The sequence below is a fragment of the Arthrobacter sp. 10L430 genome, assembly GCF_056395245.1.
The window spans coordinates 74,295-94,225 of sequence record NZ_JBFTJD010000005.1; the positions used below are offsets into that span (position 1 = coordinate 74,295).

Here is a 19,931-nt window from a genome sequence, read left to right on the forward strand (position 1 = left end):
GGGTGACGGTATGGGAGTGAAGGTGTTTAGAGGCCGAGCAGGCTGGACTTGCGTATGACCAGTTCAGGGACGATGGGCTGGTGGACGAAGCCGCCGCCGTCTGAGTCGCGGTCCTGGATGCGCTGCAGGAGCGTTTTCGCCCCGGCGACGCCGATGCCGGAGCTGTCCGGGTCAACGGTGGTCAGACCAAGGCGTGGCATGGCACCCAGTGCGATGTTGTCGTATCCGGTGATGGCGACTTCGACGCCGCGTTCATCGGCAGCAGTCATCGCGCCGAAGGCGGCGAGGTCGTTGATGCACGCCAGCGCCGTGGGACGCTGGTGCCTGGACCGCGAGGAGCCCAGCGCCCGCTGGGCGGCCACGTAGCCGGACTCCTGGAAGAAGTCCGCGTCGACGACGTGGATGTGGCGGGCCAGCCCGTGTTCTTCCATGGCTGCGGAATATCCGTCCACGCGGGCCCGGCCCACCGAGCCGCCAAGCCCGCCCAGATGCGCGATGTTCTCGTGCCCCTGGGCGATCAGGTGCTCAACAACCAAGCTCATGCCGAGGGCATCATCGCTGCGGACCACATCGGCGGTGTCGATGTAGTCCGGTCCGCCGCCGGCAAAGACCACGGCCCCGCCGGACACAGCCCGGTTGAACGGCGCCTTGTCGGGGACAGTTCCCACCACAAGCAGGCCCGCCACGCGCAGGTCCCTGAAAGCCTGGAGGATGGACTGGTCCACTCCCCTGCCGGCCGCCGTGACCGCGCTGAAGAGGACGGTGTGTCCGGCCTCTTCCAGAACGGTCCGGGCGGCGTCGGCCACGTCAAACGCCCACGGGTTGTGCATGTCGCTGACCAGGACGCCGATGGTTCCGTTGTCCCGGGTTGCCAGGGAGCGGGCCGCGAGGTTCAGCTCGAAGCCCATCTCCTCAACAACCTTGAGCACCCGCTGTCGGCGTTCGTCGCTGACGCGCGGTGAGTCGCGCAGGACGAGGGAAACCAAGGACTTGGATACGCCGGCGCGTTCAGCGACGTCCTTGATCGTGGGCCGACGGGCGGATGCAGTGGTCATCGCTACACCCGCGCTGCCGTGGTGCCGTGGATTTCCTCGATCTTCTGCCATTGGCCGGAGAGTGAGGATGCTTCGGCGGCACTGACGATCGCGGCGGCGGAGGCGGCATCGTGGATGTTGGAGTTGTCCTGGGCTCCGCCGGCGACGGCGACGAGGAACTTCTTCGCCTCGATCACCTTGAGGTCGTCAAAACCCATGCTGTTGCCGGGTCCGGGCTGGAAGTAGGCATAGTCGCCGTGGCGCGGGCTGGCGTTCACGGTGGTGTAGCCCTGCTCCTCGTTGTTGCGTCCCAGGCAGACCTTGAGTTCGTTCATGCGCTCAAAGTCCCATTTGAGGGAGCCTTCGGTGCCGTAGACCTCAATCTGGTAACCGCATTCTGGGCCCACTGCGACGCGGGAGGACTCGATGGTGCCGACGGCTCCTGCGCCGACCGCGGACGGGCCGAAGCGGACCAGCGCTGCTGCGTAGTCTTCATTTTCGACCTCCCCCATGTCACCGTTTTCAATCACTGCGAAATGCGTGCCGGATCCCATGGCGAGCTTGGGCCGCTGCGTGTAGACGGTGCTGGTCAGCGCGGTTACCTCGGCGATGGGTCCGACTACATACTGGCACAGGTCGGTGGCGTGGCTGAACAGGTCGGCCAGGACGCCGGTGCCGGCGAGTTTCCGGTCGAAGCGCCAGGACAGGGCGCCGTTGGGCTCGGAGGCGTAGCCGGAGAAGAATACCGCCCGGACGTTGGTGATCCGGCCGAGGCGGCCGTCAGCAATCAATTTCCGTGCGTGCTCCACTGCCGGGGCGTGGCGGTAGTTGTAGCCGATGGACGTGACGACGCCGGCATCCACGGCGGCTTCCTGCACGGCGGCGGTTTCCTGGTAGCCGCGTCCGACGGGCTTTTCGATCCAGAAGTGCTTGCCGGCTTTGGCGGCGGCGATGCCGATTTCAGCGTGGAGGAAGTTGGGGGCGCAGATGGAGACGACGTCCACGTCGGGGTGGTTCAGGACGTCGTGGTAGTCGGTGGTGCCTTCCGCGAAGCCGAGGACGTCGCGGGCATAGTCCACGCGGCCGGGGGCCGTGTCGGCTGCGATGACGAGCTTGGTCTTCAGGCCAAGCTCCGGGTAGGCGTAGGGGACGGTTTGGTAGGCCCGGGAGTGGAGCTTTCCCATCCATCCGACGCTGATGAGGCCGACGCCGATGGTGCGAGATTCTGCGTTCACGTTCTTGTCTTTCTTTTGGTTGTTGGTCAGTTGCGGGCGGTGTCGAAGGCGTCGCGGAACGCCGCCGCCATGATGGTGGAGTCCGAGCCGATGGCCACGAACCGGAAGCCCTGGCGGACATATTTGGCTGCTCCCATGCCGTCCACGGCGAGTATTCCGGCCGCTTTGTTGTGCAGCTGCGCCGCGGCTACGACGCGCTGCAGGGCCTCCTGGAACACGTTGCTGTCCAGCTGCAGCGGGACCCCGAGGGCGTAGGAGAGATCCAGGGGTCCGACGAAGACGACGTCGACGCCGTCCTGGGCGGCGATGTCTTCGACGGACTCCAGTGCCTCGAGGGTTTCGATCTGGATAACTCCCAGGGTTTCCTGGTCCGGTTCGGTGAGCGTTCGGCGGTCCATGCCCCAGCGGCAGGAGCGGTTGTAGGTGGCCACGCCGCGGTCCCCTTTGGGCGGATACAGCATGTGCCTGACCGATTCCGCGGCCTGGTCAACCGTGTCCAGCCGTGGAACCATGATTCCGGCAGCGCCCTGGTCCAGGACGCGGCCGATGCGGATGCGGTCTCCGGATTCGACCCGGACGATGGTGGGGACGCCGTAGCTTCCGGCAGCGATTACGCCGTCCCGGACGGCTTCTTCACCGCCGGCTCCGTGTTCGAGGTCGATCAGGATCCAGTCGGCTCCGGCCGCGGCGCAGACTTCGGCCGCCGTCGCTGATGACAGTCCGACGAAGGTGCCGATCGTGACGTCGCCCTCGGAAAGACGCCGGCGCAGCTGGCCTGCGTTCAGTGGTCCGTGGCTCATCCGAACCACCGCTGGCTGCCGCGTGCCTTCTCGTAGTCGGTGCGGAGTGTGCGCACCCATTCCTGTTCGGAGACTTCCGCCGGGGCAACGTCCCACCAGACGTCGCCGCCGGGCAGGTCAACGTGGGGCACCGTGGGTACCACGATGACCACCGGACCCTGGGTGTCCCGGGTCGAGGACAATGCCTCCCGGACCTCGGCCGCCGACGTGGCGCGGAGGGCCAGAGCGCCGAGGCCTTCGGCGATCTGCCGCAGGTCCACCTTGAGGTAGTCGCCGTCGAGCCGGGCCTTGGGGGCGTCAGCGGCTGCGACGCTGCCACCGGTGGTGCGGTAGCGGAACTCATTGCCGAATTCCTTGCCGGTGCGGTTCATCTGCAGGCGGTGGATGACCTGATAGCCGTGGTTTTCGGACACGATGATGGTGACGTTGAGCCCCTCCTGCGCCGCGGTGAGGATCTCCGTGGGTGCCATCAGGAACGTACCGTCGCCGATGAACGTGACCACACGGTTGTCATTGTTGCCTTCGGCCAGGCGGACGCCCATGCCGGCGGCGATTTCGTATCCCATGCAAGAGAACCCGAATTCCAGGTGGCAGTGCCGGTTGCCGGTGGCGTCCCAGACCTTCTGCAGGTCGCCAGGAGCCCCGCCGGCAGCGGCGATGACCGTGTCACCGGAGCGTGCGTGTTCCTGCATGATTCCAATCAGCTGAGGCTGGGTCAGCAGGGCCCCGGTGACGGGCGCATCCGGGTGGTCTTCCGGGTTATACGCGGTGTCGGCGTCGAGCCACTTGGACCGGATGGGTGCCCAGCCGGCCTTCTCGGTCTGGACCGTATCCTGCCAGGCTTCGCTGGTGCTGTAGCCCTCCAGCGCCTGGGCGAGGGCTTCAAGTCCCAGGCGTGCGTCGGCGAGAATCCCGGTGGCGCCCTGCTTGCGGGCGTCGGCGTCCACAATGTTCAGGGAGGCGAAACGGACGTCCGGGTTCTCGAAGATGGACTGTGAACCGGTGGCAAAGTCGGTGAGCCGGGTGCCGACGTTCAGGACCAAATCAGCCTGCTTGACGAGGGTATTGGAGGCAAAGTTGCCTTCCAGGCCCACACCGCCCACCTGCCACCATTCATCCTTGGTCACGGCGCCCTTGCCGCCGAAGGTCTCCACCACGGGAATTCCGACCTGACCGGCCAGCGCTTCAAGTGCAGCGTGGGCGTCCGAGTAGTGGATACCGCCGCCGGCGATGATCACCGGGCGCTTCGCCGAGCGGAGAAGCCGGGCGACGTCGTCGACCTCTTCCGGGTCCGGCAGCGGCCGGCGGATCTTCCAGTCGCGGGGTTCGAAGAATTCGGCCGGGAAATCGTACGCGTGGGACTGCACATCCTGGGGCAGCGAAATGACCACGGCACCGGTATCGGTGGGGCTGGTCAGTACCCGCATGGCCTGCGGCAGTGCGGTCAGGAGCTGCTCCGGGCGGGTGATCCTGTCGAAGAAGCGGGAGACGGGCCGGAAGGCGTCGTTCACCGTGGCGTCAGCCTCGATAGGGTGTTCAAGCTGCTGCAGGACCGGGCCCTGGTGCCGCGTTGCGTAAGTGTCACCGGGCAGGAGGAGCAGCGGAAGCCTGTTGACGGTTGCCAGTCCGGCGGCGGTCACGAGGTTGAGGGCGCCCGGACCGATGGATGCGGTCACGGCGAGGACGGCCTGGCGGCGGCTCGCCTTGGCAAACGCCGTCGAAATGTGGGCCATGTATTGTTCGTGGCGGCCCTGGATGAAGGGCATGTCATCGGCCAGTTCGTCAAAGGCCTGGCCGAGGCCGGCGACGTTGCCGTGCCCGAAGATTCCCAGAGCGGCCGGGACCAGGCGGCGCCTGACGCCGTCCGCAACGGAGTGCTGGACCGACAGGTATTTGATGAGGGCCTGGGCTGTAGTGAGCCTGATGGTCTGTGAGTTAGTGGTCATTGCCTTATTCCAGTAGGTGGTGGGTTTACCAGGGGCGTCCGTGCAGGATGACCGTTTTTTCCTCGGTCATTTCATTCACTGCGGAACGGACGCCTTCCTTGCCGATGCCGCTGCCTTTGAGTCCTCCGTAGGGCATCAGGTCGGCCCGCCACAGCGGAGTCCAGTTGATGTGGATGTTGCCGGCGTCGATCTGGCGCATGGCCCGGATGCTGCCGGCGACGTCGCTGGTGAAGATGCCGGCGCCGAGACCGTAGTCGTTATCGTTGGCCATGGCGATGGCTGATTCGATGTCCGTCGCGGAGGAAACGGCGACGGCGGGTCCGAACAGTTCGTTGCGGCTCAGTGGGGAGCGGGGGTCGACGCCGGCAATAACGGCCGGGGTGACGACGGCGCCGTCGCGGTCCCCGCCGGTGAGCACTTTGGCGCCGGAGTGCCGGGCTTCGCCGATCGAGGAGTGGACGCGGATCGCTTCCTCTTCGGAGATCAAAGACCCGAGCCGGGTGTCGGCTTCCTTCGGGTTGCCGACAGCGATGGCCTCCACCTTGGGCACGAGGGCGTCCAGGAAATCTGCTTCGACGCGGCGGTCCACGATGACCCGCTGCACTGAGATGCAGACCTGCCCGGCGTTGATGAAGCCGCCTGCTGCCACGGCGCTGGAAGCCAGTTCAAGGTCGGCGTCCGGAAGGATGATCACGGGGCATGAGGCGCCAAGTTCCAGGGACAGTTTCTTGACCCCCGCGATGGAACTGATCCGTGTGCCTGTGGCGGTGGATCCGGTGAAGGAGACTTTCCGTACCCGGGGATCGGTAACGAGCACATCGCCCAGGGTGCTGCCGGGTCCGGTCAGCACGGACAGCGCCTCCGGCGGGAGGCCGGCGTCGACGAAGCACTCCGCCAGCTTCAACGCGGTCAGCGGCGTCGCTCGGGCTGGCTTCAGCACCACGGCATTACCTGCAGCCAATGCCGGCGCAATTTTGTGCAGCACCAGCAACGCGGGGTAGTTGAACGGTGTGATGGCAACCACGATGCCCACGGGCTGCCGCAGGGTGAAGCCGATCTTGTCCAGCCCGGTACCCGCGTTGGCATCCAGCGGAAGAGTCGAACCGTAAAGCTGGCTTCCCTCGTAGGCGGCGAGGCGGATGATGTTTCCCGACCTGCTGGCTTCGCCCCTGGCCTCCGTGATGGGTTTCCCGGTTTCCGCGCTGATGGCCTGGGCAATGTCCTCGGCACGCTCGTCGGCCAGGGCAGCCGCGCGCAAGAGGATGTCCACACGCACGTGTGCCGGCGTGGACCGCTGCAGGTGGGCGCCGATCTCGGCCCGGTCCACGGCGGCCTGGGCGTCCTCGACCGTCGCGACCGGAACCGTATCAATGATCCGGCCGTCAAAGGGTGACCGGACGTCCTCGGTCCTGCCGTCGGCGGCACCGCGCCATGTTCCGGCGATTAGCATGTGCATGGTTGCTCCATCTGGTTGTAAACGGTTGCGCTCAGTGGCGCTTGGTGGTGCTTTCGTGTGCTGCGTCAGCGACGTCCGCGACCTCGGCTTGGACTTCTTTGAGGGCCTCGTTGTGGCCGCCGAGCTGTTCGAGTTCGTGGGCGAGTTCGGCGAGCTCGGCGCCGCCGGCCATCTGCGCCGTCAGTTCGTCGAGGGTGATGTCTTTTTTGTCGTAGTAGCCGATCGACTTGCCGCGCTTGAGCAGCAGGAACCGGTCTCCGACGGGGAAGGCGTGGTGCGGGTTGTGGGTGATGAAGGTTACTCCGAGGCCGCGGTCGCGGGCCTGGAGGATGTAGCGCAGGACTACGCCGGACTGCTTCACGCCCAGGGCGGCCGTCGGTTCGTCCAGGATCAGGACCTTGGCGCCGAAGTACACGGCACGGGCGATGGCCACGCACTGGCGTTCACCGCCGGAGAGCTGGCCGATGGGCTGTTCCACGTCGCGCAGGTCGATGCCCATCTCGGCGAGTTCATGCTTGGTGATGTCCTTCATCTGCTGGACATCGAGGCTCTTGAACGGGCCGAAGCCGGACGTCAGCTCGGAGCCGAGGAAGAAGTTGCGCCAGATCGGCATCAGGGGCACCACGGCGAGGTCCTGGTACACGGTCGCGATGCCGGCGTCGAGGGCGTCGCGGGGGGAGCTGAACTTCCGTTCCTCGCCCATGATGTCGAGGATCCCGGCGTCGTGCTGGTGCAGGCCGGCGATGATCTTGATCAGGGTTGACTTGCCTGCGCCGTTGTCGCCCAGAACGCAGGTTACACGGCCGTTGTCGACAGCCATGGTGACGTCGCTGAGCGCCACGATGTTGCCGTAGTGCTTGCCTACGCCTTCAAGGGAGAGCAGGTGGACAGGGGTGTGGGTGAGGGGGTCTTTTTCATTCTTGAGCAGGGTCTGTTGGTCGATCAGTTTGGCATTCATGTGTTCCGCCCCTTACTTGAGCTCTGCGCGGCGCTTGACGATGAGGTTGACGATGGTGGCCAGCAGCAGCATCAGGCCCAGGAAGAACTTGAACCAGTCCGGGTTCCACTGCGCGTAAACGATGCCCTTGTTGGCCATGCCAAAGATGAAAGCACCGATCGCGCCGCCCACTGCCGAACCATAGCCACCGGTGAGGAGGCACCCGCCGATGACAGCCGCGATGATGTAGAGGAACTCATTGCCCACGCCTTCACCGGACTGCACCGCGTCAAAGGCGAAGAGGTTGTGCATGCCCAGAATCCAGCCGCAGAAGCCAACGCCCATAAACAGGCCGATCTTTGTGGCTTTGACAGGAACACCCACAGCACGGGCCGCGTTCTCGTCCCCGCCAACGGCGAAGATCCAGTTGCCCACTTTGGTGCGCAGCAATACCCAGGACGCGACAGCCACCAGAGCGATCCAGATAAAGACGGTGTTCTTCACGTCAACACCCCCTATGTTCACGGAGGAGGAGAAAACGGCCTGCGCGGACTTGTAACCGTCCATGGCGGATATGGAAGGGGAGGAGACCCCGCCGCCGATCAGACGGGTCAGGCCCAGGTTCAGGCCTGTGAGCATCAGGAAGGTCGCCAGCGTGACGATAAAGCTGGGCAGCTTGGTCTTCATCAGGATCCAGCCGTTGATGAAACCGATGGCCAGGGACATGGCCAGCGCCAAGGCCACGCCCACCCAGACGTTCACGCTGAAGAACCAGCTGAACATCGACGCGGTCAGCGCCGAGCTGATCACAGCCACGCCAGTGGAAAGGTCAAACTCGCCGCCGATCATAAGCAACGACACCCCCACAGCCATGATCCCGATCGTGGAACTGCCATACAGGACCGTGGCAAAAGCGTTCGGCTGGATAAAAGTAGTAGATACGAGTGAGAAGAAAACGAACAGGACAACGGCACCCACCAGGGCGCCAACTTCCGGGCGTCCCAGCAGATTTTGAAGCGGGCTCCGGCGCCCAATCCGCTCATCCGCGACCAGCGGTGCCGGCTTTGCTAACGTCTGTGTCATACAAAACTCCTTGTTGTTCTGGCTGCGGGAGAACCAGGACCGGTTTTCCCGCAGCCAGGTATCCTGTGACCTAGCGGATGCCGGCCTGCGCGAATTTTGAGACGTCCGCTGCGTTGGTCTTGTCCACGACGGCCGGGCCGGTGTAGACCTGCTGCCCCCCGCCGACCTTGAAACCGCCGACTTTGTTCAGCCAGATGGCGTCCACCGCGCCGTAGCCCTGAAGGTATGGCTGCTGGTCCACGGTGAATTCGACACTCCCGTCCACGATGGCCTTGGCCAGATCACCGTTGAGGTCAAAGGATGCAACCTTTACCTTGCTTCCGGTCTCCTTGACAGCCTTGACAATGGTCAACGTGAACGGGGCGCCCAGGCCGACGATGGCGTCCGCATCGGGGGTGGCCTGCAGCTTAGCGGTCACCGTGGAGGAGACGGACGTCATGTCGGCGCCATTTACGTTGAGGATCTCCGCGCCGGGGACGTTCTCTTTGATACCGGCGCAGCGATTCTCAAGGCCGACGTGGCCCTGCTCCTGAACCACGCAGATCGGGTGCTTGATGCCTTCAGAGGCAAGCCGCTTTCCGACAGTGACACCGGCGAGCTTATCGCTCTGCCCAAAGTGGGTCATTGCACCCATCACCTTGGACTGATCTTCACCGGCGTTGAAGCTCACCACCGGAATCCCGGCGTCCACCGCTTTCTTTACAACGTCCTTGAGCGCGTCCGGTTTCGCCAGAGTAACGAGGATACCGTCGACTTTCTGGTCGATGGCCTGCTGCACCAGCTGCGCCTGCCGCCCGCCCTCAGCGTCACCGCTGTACAGGAGGTCGACGTTGTCCTTCTTCGCGGCGGTCTCGGCTCCCTTTCGCACGATGTCCCAGAACGTGTCGCCGGCAGCGGCGTGCGTGATCATCGCGACCTTGATGCGCGCGGTGTCCGCAACCTGGCCGCCGCCTCCCGTAGATGCCGTTTCGGTCTTGCCGCCACCGCTTGAGCATGCCGCCAACGTCAGAAGCGGGACGACGGCGAGAGCCATAACGCCCCGACGCCAAGTGAACTTTGCCACGTGAAATCTCCTTTGATTCGTGCCATTTTTCGGCCTCGGGATCGCTTATGCCTCATGCCGCGGCACGGAGGGAAAAGGGAGGCCGTCGCTGTGTGAACGGATGTGATCCACATCTCTCAGTGGAACGGTCCAACTCTAGAATGCAAGGGTTGCAGAAGTCAATAGACCGTTCCAACAGTTTGTGGTTACATACTAGAACGCACACATCGGATCGGGCGGCGGCCCTCATTTGTTTCAAAGGAGAACGATGGCCAAGACCTCTGCCCTGGAACTTGTCGCATCCTGCTGGACCAGCGCCGGCGACGTAGCGCCCCTGCAAATCCCGGAGACAAGCCCCGTTCCAATCGCGGACCGGCTGGAAGCGATGGCTTCCACAGGTTGGTCAGGTTTTGGGCTCGCTCACGACGACCTGGCCGCAGCACACTCAACACTGGGCTTTCCGGCCCTTCGGGGCCTGATCGACGCCGCTGGCCTCCGCTATGTCGAAGTTGAACTCCTCACCGACTGGTGGGACGAGAGCCTCACCCACCGGTGGCGGCCCCAGTTCGACCTCCTCCTCGATGCCGCAGAGACACTCGGCGCCCGCTTCATCAAGGTCGGAACTTCCATTGGCGAACCCTTGGATGACCTCGACTTCCTCGTGGACCCCCTCCGGCGCCTGACTGCCGAAGCCGCGCTCCGGGGTACGCGCATTGCCCTAGAACCCATGCCGTTCTCGATGGTCGGACGAATTCCTGCGGCAGCGGATCTGATCCGAAAGGTCGATATGCCCGGGTGCGGGTTAGTCGTCGACTACTGGCACGTCTTCCGTGCCGGAACGACCCTCGCAGAGCTGTCCAGCAGCCTCGAGGCGAAACAGATCTTCGGGGTGGAGCTCAATGACGCGGATGCGGAAATCAGGGGTTCCCTTTTCGAAGACACCCGCGACAACCGCCGCCTGTGCGGACAAGGTGACCAGGATGTCACCGGGTTTATCAGGACAATGAAATCCCTGGGCTTCGAAGGCCCATGGGGCGTGGAAATCCTGTCGGAAGAACACCGCGCACTTCCCGTTCTGGAAGCACTGCAGCACGCCCATGCGACGGCACTGGCCTGCTTTCCAACGGACCAGACCGCACACAGGGGAAATCCCTCTCAGAAAGTCGAAACGGCGGCGAAGTAACCCAGTCCGACCAGGGAAAATTCAGCTGGAGCGTGCAGAGCAGCCCGCGAAATTGCCTAACTCCTCCACCGGCGCAGACCGCGTGCGCTGACAGCCAGGGGACATCAATCCCCTACATTCCGAAAGGACAACTGACCCCGTGGAACTTAGACGCATCACCGACTGGACTCTCCTCACCGGAGCCAGCATCGAGATTCGACAGCAGGGTAGTCCCGTCTGTAGCGGCTACGTTGATGCCGTCACCAACGACGGGACCATCCTCTGGCTGCGTCCTCCTGCTGAGGACCGTAGGCTGTTCGAGAAGGCCGAGTTCTATGAGGTGTGGGCAGCGGAGGACCGCACAGGCTTCCACTACAAGGTCACGAAGGGCCTCCAGCCGCAGTAACGAGGAGAACCCTGCTACTAAGGATTCGTCGTCGACAAGCCCTCCAACGTCTGCTCAAAGGCCTAGGTTGCCGCGCAGGGCCATGTGACTTCCGAAGCGTCCACAGCCTGTATGACGTGCTGGTAGGTAACCAGGCCACAGAGTCGACGAGGTGTGACCTGGATGGGGTCCCGGCCACGCCGCATTCCGATCTTGTTACGTCAAGCTAGCATCAGGAGGGCGGGCCTTGCCCGCGGCCTGAGCTCTCGGTGCAGTCAACGGGATATCCCAACCTCCGGCCATAGAGCCCTCTGCTCCTGTGCAACAGTCGTTAAAGCGTCGAGTTCCTGGCTGAACGACACCATTTTCGGGCTGGGCTTCGTCTCAGACTCTTCCTTCGTGCTATGTCCTCCCAGCGAACCACAGCCTTTAGCCTTCGCACTCGATGCAGTATGAGTGCCCGTTGCTCTCGCGCGCGAGTTGGGACCGGTGCCGGACCAGGAAACAGGAGTAGCAGGTGAACTCGTCCGCGGCCTGCGGAATGACCTGAACGATGAGCTCCTCGGCGACAATCTCTCCCCCCGGGGTCAGGCCCTCGTCCAATGCATCGGCTTCATCCAGTTCGCTGACGACGCTGCGGGCATCCGGGGCATTCGCGGACTGCAATGCCTCCAGAGAACGGTCCTGAGATTCCTTGACGTCGGAACGGACTTCGTCGTAATCGGTTGCCACTTAAGTGATTCTCATTTCTGACGTTTTCTATGACGTACTTGTCTGACGAGACTGCAACGTATACCACTGCGCCATTGTTCCCCTGATCCGCACCCTCATGCCGGAGGACGGCGAAGTGGCCGGGCTGCTGGCCCTGATGCTCCTCACCGAGGCCCGCCGCACCACCCGGATATCGGCCACTGGCGAACTCGTCACCCTTGACGAGCAGGACCGGGAAGCATGGGACTCGGCGCTCGTAGCCGAAGGCCATCGCCTGGTGCGCGAGCGCCTGGCCACCGGGACCCCTCCGGGTGCCTCCCAGATCCTCGCAGCGATTAACGCCGTGCACACCTCCGCCCGCGACATACGCGAGACGGACTGGTCACAGGTCGTCGCCCTCTATGACCAGCTGGTCAACCTCGACCCGTCGCCGCGACCAACTAGGGTCTTGATCCGAGATCGCCGAATAGGAAACACGGAGATCTCTCCCCCGTGCCGTGTGTGGCCAGTCGCCTTCGGCGTGCTTGCCTACGAATGATCGATGGCACCGAACCAGCTCGGGATCAGGAGGAAAGGACCCTGCGCCGGACCTCGGCTTTGTCGACGCCCAATTCGCTAAGGAGCGCGGCCGCAGGATCATGTTCTTCGCGGTCCAGAAGTGCCAACAGAAGATTCGCAGTGGTGATCTGTCGTGACTTCTGCTCGACGGCGTACCGAAGCATGCCCTCCATGACCGACCGCGCACCCGAGCTGAAAGGTGGCTTCTTTCCTCGGCCAGGCGTAATTGCCCGCTCAAAGCCCCGGGCGTCTATTCCGATTGACGCGAGTGCGGCTTGGTCAAGCTTTAAAGCCGCGGCCCTTGCGTCATCGAGCGTAACCCCAAGAATGCCGGCCGGGCCGGAGAACTGAAGCGCTCCCAGCACCAGGTGATCCGTGCCCAGTCGCTTGTCGCCGCTGGAACGGGCTTCCTCCATCGCAAAGCCAACGATCCGGCGGGCTTCGTCGGCAAACCGTTCAAACATGGTTCATCTCACTCTCGGTATTTGGCGTGTACTGACTGCCGCGAGACGCCCAAGGCGTCACCGATTTGCTCCCAGGTCCACCCCTGTTGTCGGGCAGCTCTTACCTGAACGGCTTCGACCTGTTCTGCCAAGCGACGAAGGGCGCCGACGGCGCGTAGTCCAACGGCCGGGTCCACTGAATGAATATGAGCGGACAGTTGATCAGCATTCATGCTGTCAGTCTGGATTGACAAGCGGCAGTTGTCAACTCAGACTGACAAGCGCTCGCCGATCTTCCTAACCGCAGCCTGGGACCTTCACGGTCTGCATCAACGCCACAGCTCTGAAGGACCCACCGGCTCCCGGCCCCATGTCATCTGATTTCGCCAACTCCCAGCGCCCGCATTCGCCCTACCAACCGGGCGGCCGCCTCCTGCAGCGATGGATGGTCCGTTCGATGTTTCACCAGCGGCTGGTGAATCTTCTGCTGGGCAACCCGCCGGGCTCACCGGCGCCTGTTTACTTCGCCGGGCGGCCAGGTGCGCGAGCTGTTCCAGATCGGTGTGGTGCAGGGCAACATCCCTCTGGGAATCAGCGTGCTTTCCTACTCAGGCCAGCTGAACACCGCCGTTGTCGCCGCCGCGGATGCCATCGCCGGCAGCGTATGGTCTCGGGTCCACGGCTGCGAAGTCGGTTCAGCGGCTGAACGTCACATCCTGCGTCTCAGTGACGCCGGCGGTGCGGCCGGGCGCCGTCTGATACTTCCAGTAAAGATTCGTGTGTGCGATGACCTGGTCCGGCGGCGGAGCGCCCCAGGCGCTCTGGTCCTCCGTAGTGTGCGCGTCACCGACCAGCGTCACGTCATAGCCACGCACGAGGGCGCCGTGGATCGTGGACCGGATGCATTCATCCGTCTGCGCTCCGGCCACGACCAGGCGGCCGACCCCAGCCTTGGACAACACTTCCTCCAGGTCGGTGTCCTCGAAGGAGTCGCTGAACGTCTTGTGCACCAACGGTTCCGAATCTCGGCGGACCAGTTCAGGAACGCACTCCCAGGCATCACTCCCCTTCGCCAGGTGCTCGTCCGAATGCTGGAGCCACACGATCGTGACGCCCTCCTGGCGGGCCTTGTCTATGAGCGTGCCGATGTTGGCGACTACCGCGTCGCGATGGTGGGCCTCGGCCACAACGCCCACCTGGACGTCGAGGACCATCAGCGCGGTGTTTGGGCGACCTGACAGCGTTGTCATGGCGATCTCCTAGTAGTCGGGCGGCTCCTGCCACGCGAATTATGCTAGGCCGGTCCGCCGCGGATCGCTACTGCTCCCCCGTTTCATGCGCGGCCAACACATCGGAACCAGCTGTCCCGTAAGGTCATGAACTACAGCGCCGCCTGTGGCGAGCGTTACAAAAATGAAAGCTCATCCGACAGGAACACGATGGCTCACGCCGAGAACGAGATCACCATCAACCGACCCGCACATGAGGTCTACTCCTTCCTCGCTCGAGTCTGAGGTTGCCCCGCTCCAGAAGCTGATAGAAGTGATCGAAGCGACCTGATGATTTTGTCTGCCGGTCTGTGCGCACGCCGTGAAGGTGTGTAGCCTCGGCATCATGAACCCGCCGGAGGGCCAGCCTAAAGCCGCAATTGTCGTCGGGGTCGACGGGAGTCCTTCATCCATCCTGGCTTTGCGCTGGGCATCCGCTCTCGCACCCTTGCTCTCGGCCAGGATCGTCGCCGTGGCCGCCTGGCAGTTCCACATTGCCTTCGGAACCTTTGAGCCGGTCGTCTGGGAGCCGGATGAGGAAGCGCGGAAGGTCTGTGCGCAGACCGTTACCGAGGCGCTGGGCTCAAAGGCCGCCGTCGCTGTTGAAGTGATGATCAGGCAGGGAGCCGCCGCCAAGGTGCTCGTGGAGGAAAGCAGTCGTGCGCAACTGCTTATCCTGGGCAGCCGCGGCCACGGCGGATTTGAAGGCCTCCTGCTCGGCGCCGTCAGCGCCACTGTGGCCGAACACGCAAAGTGCTCGGTGCTGATTGCGCATGGCACGGAACTGCCGCCGGGATTGTTGGCTCAGCCGGCTCCGGCGTCCGGCCCCATCCCTCCAGGTCAAGACGATGCCTAGCACTCAGAGCATCGTGGTCGGCTACGACGGATCCGTTGAAGCAGGCCGGGCCGTGCGCTGGGCTGCACACCAGGCTGACCTGCGCCACTGTGAGCTTCATCTCGTGCATTGTTCCCTGTGGCCACTCCTGACGCATGACCTTGGTCCGGTCGAAGGCATCCCAGACAGCGGGCTGCAGCACTATTCGGAGGCTGTCCTTGCTGAGGGCCTCGACCATGCAACATCTGCCGCCGCGCAGGTGAAGATCCGTACCAGCCTGCTCTACGGCTGGCCCGCGGAGCACCTGCGAAGGGCGGCGGCGGGGGCCACAATGCTGGTGATCGGTAGCCGGGGCATCGGCGGGTTCATGGGACTTCTCGTGGGCTCCGTCAGCCTGGAACTGGCTGCCACTTCAAACTGCCCGGTCGCGGTAATCCGGTCTGAGGACAACCCCGGGGGTCCTGTGGTCGTCGGGGTGGAGCATCCCGGCAACACGGGGGCCCTGGCGGATGCCTGCGCTCTGGCTTCCGCCGCCGGCGTTGGGCTGGTGCTGGTTCATGTGCGCAGAATCCACTTCAGCGTCGGGAAGCCAGGTGGCGCCGCAGGTGAAAGCCTGAGTACATCCCGGGCGTTGCTCGATTCAGCTATTCAGACGGCGCAGGCCCTGGCTCCCGGCTCGGACGTCAGTGACGAACTCGTACTGGACTCGTCCGTTCCGCGCGGTCTGCTCAAAATGGCCACGGATGCGAGCGTTCTGGTGGTGGGAAGCAAGGGCCACGGTCTCATCAGAGGAACCATCGGATCCACAGCGCACGCCGTTCTCCACCACGCCAGGTGTCCGGTGTTTGTTTCGCGGCACGCCGCTGATGAGCCAAAGGAGGGGCCTGCGCCGCCGCCGTAGACCCCTACCGGGCTTCTCCCTTGCCGGCCGCCCCGCTGCCTGGCAACTGGCTGACAAGTCCCACTGTGTTGCCTTCGCTGTCCCTGATGAAGGCCATCCATTCGTCGGTTCCTGCCGGGCCAAGCCTTGAGTCCCCGTGGCTGAAGATCACCTGCGGAGCAGCAACCACTTCCACTCCCCTGGCCTCCAGTTCGGGCATGAGCGCCCTGATATCGGGGACCTCCAGATAGATCAACGACGGCGGCGCGCCCCTCTCGAGCAGAAGCCGGACGCCACCGAGGTCGAAGAAGAGCAGGCCAGGCGGATCAAAGACCGCCTGCGGCGCGGTGCCGAGCAACGCCGAGTAGAACGCAGCCGCCCGGTCAAGGTCCTCGGCGCGCTGCGCGACCTGTATGAGCCTCATTGATCCTCCATACGTAAGTGTTACGCGTTCCTGTCCGCAATCGTCACCGATCGAACCGGCCGGGGCAACACGTTTGCGCGAAACGGCTAGGCTCAAAGGCATGCGTTCCAAAGAAGACCTGACCAAGACCAGGCACTCCGCCCCCGCCGTCATCGCATTCGCGGCAACCGCGGACGCGCTGCTTATCATCACCTTCGCCGCAATCGGCCGCGACGCACACGCACGGGGTGACGTGGTAGCAGGCGCTTTGCTTACAGCATGGCCGTTCCTCGCCGGCGCGGCACTCGCCTGGCTCCTCCTGCGGCTCTGGCACGGCCCGCTGGCACTGTGGCCGGCCGGCGTTGCCGTCTGGCTCGGAACGGTGGGCGTCGGCATGGCATTGCGGGCCCTCACCGGGCAGACAGTGGTGCTGCCGTTCGTCATCGTGGCGCTGATCAGCCTCGCAGTTTTCCTCCTTGGCTACCGCCTGCTTGTCGCCGGATTTCTGCGGTGGCAGAGATCACGGAGGCAAGGCTGATGTACTAGGCTGGCAGCACAGCACGCACCCGCCGGGCACCGCCACGGCACAACAATCCGGAAGGGCTACCAGTGATCACCGCCTTCGTCCTGATCAAGACAGACGCCTCGCGAATCCCCGAAACGGCCGAGGAGATTTCTGCCATCCCGGGCATCAGCGAGGTCTACTCCGTCACTGGAGAGTGGGATCTCATCGCCGTTGCCCGCGTGTCACAGCACGATGAGCTTGCGGACGTCATTGCGGACAAGCTGTCCAAGGTGCCCGCCGTGGTGCACACCACCACCCATATTGCCTTCCGGGCGTATTCCCAGCACGACCTCGACGCCGCCTTTGCGCTGGGCTTCGAGGAGTAGCCGCTCACCCCGCCAGGACCTACGTGATTAAGAAGCAGCGGCCGGCACAACCGTGCCGGCCACTTCTTTGCTTCTATGTCTTATGCCCGCGTCAGGCTGACCCATTTGTCGAGGACTGCTGCGGCGGATCCTGAATCGATGGACTCGGCGGCGCGGTGCAGGGCCCGGCGCATGCGCTCGGTCAAAGTCCCCGCGGCTTCCAGGTCATAGGCCACCAGGCCGGCGGCGGCATTGAGCAGTACGGCGTCGCGCGCGGGACCGGCTGCACCGGCCAGCACCTGGCGGACGACGGCGGCATTTGCCTGGGCGTCTCCGCCGCGGAGTTCCTCAACAGTCGCCTGACGGATGCCGAGCTCCGCCGGCGAAAAAAGCTGCTCGGTGACCTCACCGCCGCGAATTTCCCAGACAGTTGACGGACCGGTTGTGGTCAGCTCGTCCAGGCCGTCGCTTCCCCGGAAGACGAGCCCCCGGCTGCCGCGCTTGGCCAGTACCCCGGCCACCAGCGGCGCCATCCGCGCGTTGGCAACTCCAACGGCAGAGGCCTGCACCCGCGCCGGGTTAGTCAGCGGTCCGAGGAAGTTGAACGCCGTCGGGATGGCGAGTTCCCGGCGCGGAACGGCGGTGTGGCGGAACGACGGATGGAAAACCTGGGCAAAGCAGAAAGTGATTCCGGCCTCTTCAGCGTTGCGTGCCACATCCGCGATGGGCAGGTCCAGCCGGACACCAAGGGCTTCCAGCACATCAGCCGAACCCGACGACGACGATGCCGCGCGGTTGCCGTGCTTGACCACTTTCGCCCCGGCTCCGGCGCAGACAAGCGCAGCCATGGTGGAGATGTTCACTGTGTTCAGCTGGTCGCCGCCCGTGCCTACGATGTCGAGCTTCTCGCCGGAGATGGCAATGGGGTTCGCATGGGCAACCATGGCCTCCACCAGGCCGGCAATCTCGTCTACCGTCTCCCCTTTGGCACGCAGTGCCACCAGGAATCCGGCGATCTGTGCAGGCGTCGCCTCACCCGACATGATGGTGTCCATGGCCCAGGCCGTGTTGTCCGCAGTCAGGTCCTTGCCGTCCATCAGTGCGGAAATGAGCCGCGGCCAGGTGTTACCTGCCGCCTGTGCCGATACCTGTGAAGTCACCTCCTGATGCTATCGAGGTGCAGGTTCCAAAAACCAATGTGAACCCCTCCGGGAACTTTTCCGCGCGATTTCGCGTCTTTGTAGAAAAAGTCCCCCGAAAAGGCGGTTTGCGTTGGGCAGGACGGAGTTTTACAGACATAATGTCTATGTGACATCTGCGACCCATGCCCCCAGTACCCCGGCGCACCCCACGCTGAACCGCCCCAATATGGTTTCTGTCGGAACCGTAGTTTGGCTGTCCAGCGAGTTGATGTTCTTCGCCGGTCTCTTTGCCATGTACTTCACACTCCGGTCAACTTCCGGACAGATGTGGGCTGAAGAGACGGCCAAGCTCAACTTCCCCTTTGCGCTTGTTAACACGATCGTCCTCGTGGCAAGTTCCTTTACCTGCCAGATGGGCGTCTTCGCCGCAGAACGGCTCCAGCCGCGACGCAGCGGCGGTCCGCTGCAGTTCACCCACTGGGGCATGAACGAGTGGTTCACCCTGACGTTCCTCATGGGCTCGTTCTTCGTGGCCGGCCAGTCGACGGAATACGCGATGCTCGTTTCGGAGCACGTGACCCTTTCGACCAACGCTTACGGTTCGGCCTTCTACATGACCACCGGCTTCCACGGCATGCACGTCATCGGCGGCCTGATCGCCTTCCTCCTCATCATTGGCCGATCCTTCGCCGCGAAGAAGTTTGGTCACTTTGAGGCGACGTCGGCGATTGTCACCTCGTACTACTGGCACTTTGTGGACGTCGTCTGGATTGGCCTCTTCCTGGTCATCTATGTCCTCAAGTAGCCAGGACATGGCTCTTCTTCCACAAGAGACAGAATTTCAAGAAGCGGCTCCTGGAGCCGACGCACGATCGAATAAAGGAACCACCACGTGAAGGCACTCTCGCAGAAGCGACGTCACCCACTGGCAGCCATTGCGCTGCTGTTGATGGGGCTCCTCCTCACTGGTGGGCTGTACGCCGTTGCCACCACCGTCAACCAGGCAAAAGCCAGCACCGCCGAGTTCAGCGCCAGTGATGCGGAGCAAGGCGGAAAGCTCTTCGCCGCCAACTGCGCCACCTGCCATGGCATGGGTGCCAGCGGATCGCAGGCCGGCCCGTCCCTGGTAGGTGTCGGCGCTGCTGCCGTTGACTTTCAGGTAGGCACCGGCCGCATGCCCATGCAGATGAATGGTCCCCAGGCCTACAAGAAGCCCGGCCAGTTCAACGAACAGCAGACCCACCAGCTCGCCGCATACGTCGCCTCACTGGGCCCCGGCCCCTCCATCCCTGAAGCCGGCGTCCTCGACGAGAAGGGTGACGCCGCCAAGGGCGGCGAGCTGTTCCGCACGAACTGTGCGATGTGCCACAACGCTGCTGCAGCAGGCGGCGCCCTGACCCGCGGCAAGTTCGCTCCGGCCCTCGCCGATGTCTCGGGCAAGCACATCTACGAAGCAATGGTCACCGGGCCGCAGAACATGCCGGTCTTCAATGACGCGAACATCTCCCCTGAGGGCAAGCGGGACGTCATTACGTTCCTCAAGCAGATCGAGGCCAACGGCTCGCCCGGCGGCGCCGACCTTGGCGCCCTCGGCCCTGTATCGGAAGGCCTGTTCGTCTGGATCGCCGGCCTCGGCGTCATCATCGCCTTCACCATCTGGCTGACGTCCCGCTCGTCCTAGCACGCGCAGATCACAACAAGAATGTCCTGCTGACCGTTCAGCAGGTTTGAAATTGAACAT

Annotated in this window: 23 protein-coding genes; 9 read left to right on the top strand and 14 right to left on the bottom strand. The window is 63.8% G+C overall.

Annotation, left to right across the window (positions count from 1 at the left end; genetic code table 11):
• Window positions 1-26: 26 nt before the first annotated feature.
• From AC1DDG_RS06815 to AC1DDG_RS06850, 8 genes are all read right to left on the bottom strand, one after another.
• Window positions 27-1,055 (bottom strand): LacI family DNA-binding transcriptional regulator, encoded by a 1,029-nt coding sequence (locus tag AC1DDG_RS06815; RefSeq protein WP_476875458.1) that lies wholly within the window; start codon window positions 1,053-1,055, stop codon window positions 27-29.
• A gap of 2 nt (window positions 1,056-1,057) precedes the next feature.
• Window positions 1,058-2,269, bottom strand: coding sequence for a Gfo/Idh/MocA family protein (locus tag AC1DDG_RS06820; RefSeq protein WP_476875459.1), 1,212 nt, complete (start codon window positions 2,267-2,269; stop codon window positions 1,058-1,060).
• Window positions 2,270-2,295: 26 nt separating this feature from the next.
• Window positions 2,296-3,069, bottom strand: a complete 774-nt coding sequence (locus AC1DDG_RS06825) for an HpcH/HpaI aldolase family protein (protein WP_476875460.1) — start codon at window positions 3,067-3,069, stop codon at window positions 2,296-2,298.
• On the bottom strand, window positions 3,066-5,015 hold the full coding sequence (gene iolD / locus AC1DDG_RS06830; RefSeq protein WP_476875461.1) for a 3D-(3,5/4)-trihydroxycyclohexane-1,2-dione acylhydrolase (decyclizing): 1,950 nt from the start codon (window positions 5,013-5,015) through the stop codon (window positions 3,066-3,068). The genes AC1DDG_RS06825 and iolD overlap by 4 nt, the downstream gene beginning before the upstream one ends.
• A 25-nt stretch (window positions 5,016-5,040) precedes the next feature.
• Window positions 5,041-6,471 carry an aldehyde dehydrogenase family protein gene (locus tag AC1DDG_RS06835; protein ID WP_476875462.1) on the bottom strand — a complete coding sequence of 477 codons (1,431 nt, stop codon included), beginning with the start codon at window positions 6,469-6,471 and terminating at the stop codon, window positions 5,041-5,043.
• Between the two features lie 31 nt (window positions 6,472-6,502).
• On the bottom strand, window positions 6,503-7,429 hold the full coding sequence (locus AC1DDG_RS06840) for an ATP-binding cassette domain-containing protein (protein WP_476875463.1): 927 nt from the start codon (window positions 7,427-7,429) through the stop codon (window positions 6,503-6,505).
• Window positions 7,430-7,441: 12 nt separating this feature from the next.
• Window positions 7,442-8,491, bottom strand: a complete 1,050-nt coding sequence (locus AC1DDG_RS06845) for an ABC transporter permease (protein WP_476875464.1) — start codon at window positions 8,489-8,491, stop codon at window positions 7,442-7,444.
• A 70-nt stretch (window positions 8,492-8,561) separates the two neighbouring features.
• Window positions 8,562-9,554 (bottom strand): substrate-binding domain-containing protein, encoded by a 993-nt coding sequence (locus AC1DDG_RS06850; RefSeq protein WP_476875465.1) that lies wholly within the window; start codon window positions 9,552-9,554, stop codon window positions 8,562-8,564.
• A gap of 247 nt (window positions 9,555-9,801) precedes the next feature.
• On the opposite strand from AC1DDG_RS06850, the gene AC1DDG_RS06855 reads away from it, so the two are divergent.
• On the top strand, window positions 9,802-10,716 hold the full coding sequence (locus AC1DDG_RS06855; protein WP_476875466.1) for a sugar phosphate isomerase/epimerase family protein: 915 nt from the start codon (window positions 9,802-9,804) through the stop codon (window positions 10,714-10,716).
• A gap of 139 nt (window positions 10,717-10,855) precedes the next feature.
• Window positions 10,856-11,101: a hypothetical protein gene (locus AC1DDG_RS06860; RefSeq protein ID WP_476875467.1), complete on the top strand. Its 246-nt coding sequence runs from the start codon at window positions 10,856-10,858 to the stop codon at window positions 11,099-11,101.
• A gap of 408 nt (window positions 11,102-11,509) precedes the next feature.
• Here the strand turns inward: AC1DDG_RS06860 and AC1DDG_RS06865 are convergent, their stop codons facing one another.
• Window positions 11,510-11,812, bottom strand: a complete 303-nt coding sequence (locus AC1DDG_RS06865; protein WP_230119415.1) for a DUF4193 domain-containing protein — start codon at window positions 11,810-11,812, stop codon at window positions 11,510-11,512.
• Window positions 11,813-11,897: 85 nt separating this feature from the next.
• Between AC1DDG_RS06865 and AC1DDG_RS06870 the strand changes: the two genes are divergently transcribed.
• On the top strand, window positions 11,898-12,329 hold the full coding sequence (locus tag AC1DDG_RS06870) for a DUF6596 domain-containing protein (protein WP_476875670.1): 432 nt from the start codon (window positions 11,898-11,900) through the stop codon (window positions 12,327-12,329).
• Window positions 12,330-12,354: 25 nt separating this feature from the next.
• Here the strand turns inward: AC1DDG_RS06870 and AC1DDG_RS06875 are convergent, their stop codons facing one another.
• The 3 genes from AC1DDG_RS06875 to AC1DDG_RS06885 all read right to left on the bottom strand — a co-directional run bounded on the left by AC1DDG_RS06875 (window position 12,355) and on the right by AC1DDG_RS06885 (window position 14,042).
• A complete protein-coding gene (locus AC1DDG_RS06875) occupies window positions 12,355-12,813 on the bottom strand; it encodes a Clp protease N-terminal domain-containing protein (protein WP_476875468.1) in 459 nt (152 codons plus the stop codon).
• 8 nt (window positions 12,814-12,821) lie between these two features.
• Window positions 12,822-13,025: a helix-turn-helix domain-containing protein gene (locus AC1DDG_RS06880; RefSeq protein WP_476875469.1), complete on the bottom strand. Its 204-nt coding sequence runs from the start codon at window positions 13,023-13,025 to the stop codon at window positions 12,822-12,824.
• Between the two features lie 462 nt (window positions 13,026-13,487).
• Entirely contained in the window at window positions 13,488-14,042 is a 555-nt protein-coding gene (locus tag AC1DDG_RS06885; protein ID WP_476875470.1) for an isochorismatase family protein, read from the bottom strand.
• A gap of 364 nt (window positions 14,043-14,406) precedes the next feature.
• Between AC1DDG_RS06885 and AC1DDG_RS06890 the strand changes: the two genes are divergently transcribed.
• Together AC1DDG_RS06890 and AC1DDG_RS06895 are read left to right on the top strand one after the other, a co-directional pair.
• Entirely contained in the window at window positions 14,407-14,916 is a 510-nt protein-coding gene (locus tag AC1DDG_RS06890) for a universal stress protein (protein WP_476875471.1), read from the top strand.
• Window positions 14,909-15,796 carry a universal stress protein gene (locus tag AC1DDG_RS06895; protein WP_476875472.1) on the top strand — a complete coding sequence of 296 codons (888 nt, stop codon included), beginning with the start codon at window positions 14,909-14,911 and terminating at the stop codon, window positions 15,794-15,796. Before AC1DDG_RS06890 ends, AC1DDG_RS06895 begins: the two co-directional genes overlap by 8 nt.
• A 4-nt stretch (window positions 15,797-15,800) precedes the next feature.
• Here AC1DDG_RS06895 and AC1DDG_RS06900 read toward each other — a convergent pair whose 3' ends face one another.
• Window positions 15,801-16,199, bottom strand: coding sequence for a VOC family protein (locus tag AC1DDG_RS06900; RefSeq protein ID WP_476875473.1), 399 nt, complete (start codon window positions 16,197-16,199; stop codon window positions 15,801-15,803).
• 100 nt (window positions 16,200-16,299) lie between these two features.
• Between AC1DDG_RS06900 and AC1DDG_RS06905 the strand changes: the two genes are divergently transcribed.
• Window positions 16,300-16,716, top strand: a complete 417-nt coding sequence (locus tag AC1DDG_RS06905; RefSeq protein ID WP_476875474.1) for a DUF3054 domain-containing protein — start codon at window positions 16,300-16,302, stop codon at window positions 16,714-16,716.
• 71 nt (window positions 16,717-16,787) lie between these two features.
• Window positions 16,788-17,069 (top strand): Lrp/AsnC family transcriptional regulator, encoded by a 282-nt coding sequence (locus AC1DDG_RS06910; RefSeq protein WP_230119425.1) that lies wholly within the window; start codon window positions 16,788-16,790, stop codon window positions 17,067-17,069.
• 80 nt (window positions 17,070-17,149) lie between these two features.
• Here AC1DDG_RS06910 and trpD read toward each other — a convergent pair whose 3' ends face one another.
• Window positions 17,150-18,208 carry an anthranilate phosphoribosyltransferase gene (gene trpD / locus AC1DDG_RS06915; protein WP_476875475.1) on the bottom strand — a complete coding sequence of 353 codons (1,059 nt, stop codon included), beginning with the start codon at window positions 18,206-18,208 and terminating at the stop codon, window positions 17,150-17,152.
• Between the two features lie 148 nt (window positions 18,209-18,356).
• Here trpD and ctaE point away from each other — a divergent pair, with 148 nt between their 5' ends.
• Window positions 18,357-18,995, top strand: a complete 639-nt coding sequence (ctaE, locus tag AC1DDG_RS06920; RefSeq protein ID WP_230119427.1) for an aa3-type cytochrome oxidase subunit III — start codon at window positions 18,357-18,359, stop codon at window positions 18,993-18,995.
• Window positions 18,996-19,082: 87 nt separating this feature from the next.
• Window positions 19,083-19,871 (top strand): cytochrome bc1 complex diheme cytochrome c subunit, encoded by a 789-nt coding sequence (gene qcrC, locus AC1DDG_RS06925; protein WP_230119428.1) that lies wholly within the window; start codon window positions 19,083-19,085, stop codon window positions 19,869-19,871.
• The last annotated feature ends 60 nt before the right edge of the window (window positions 19,872-19,931 follow it).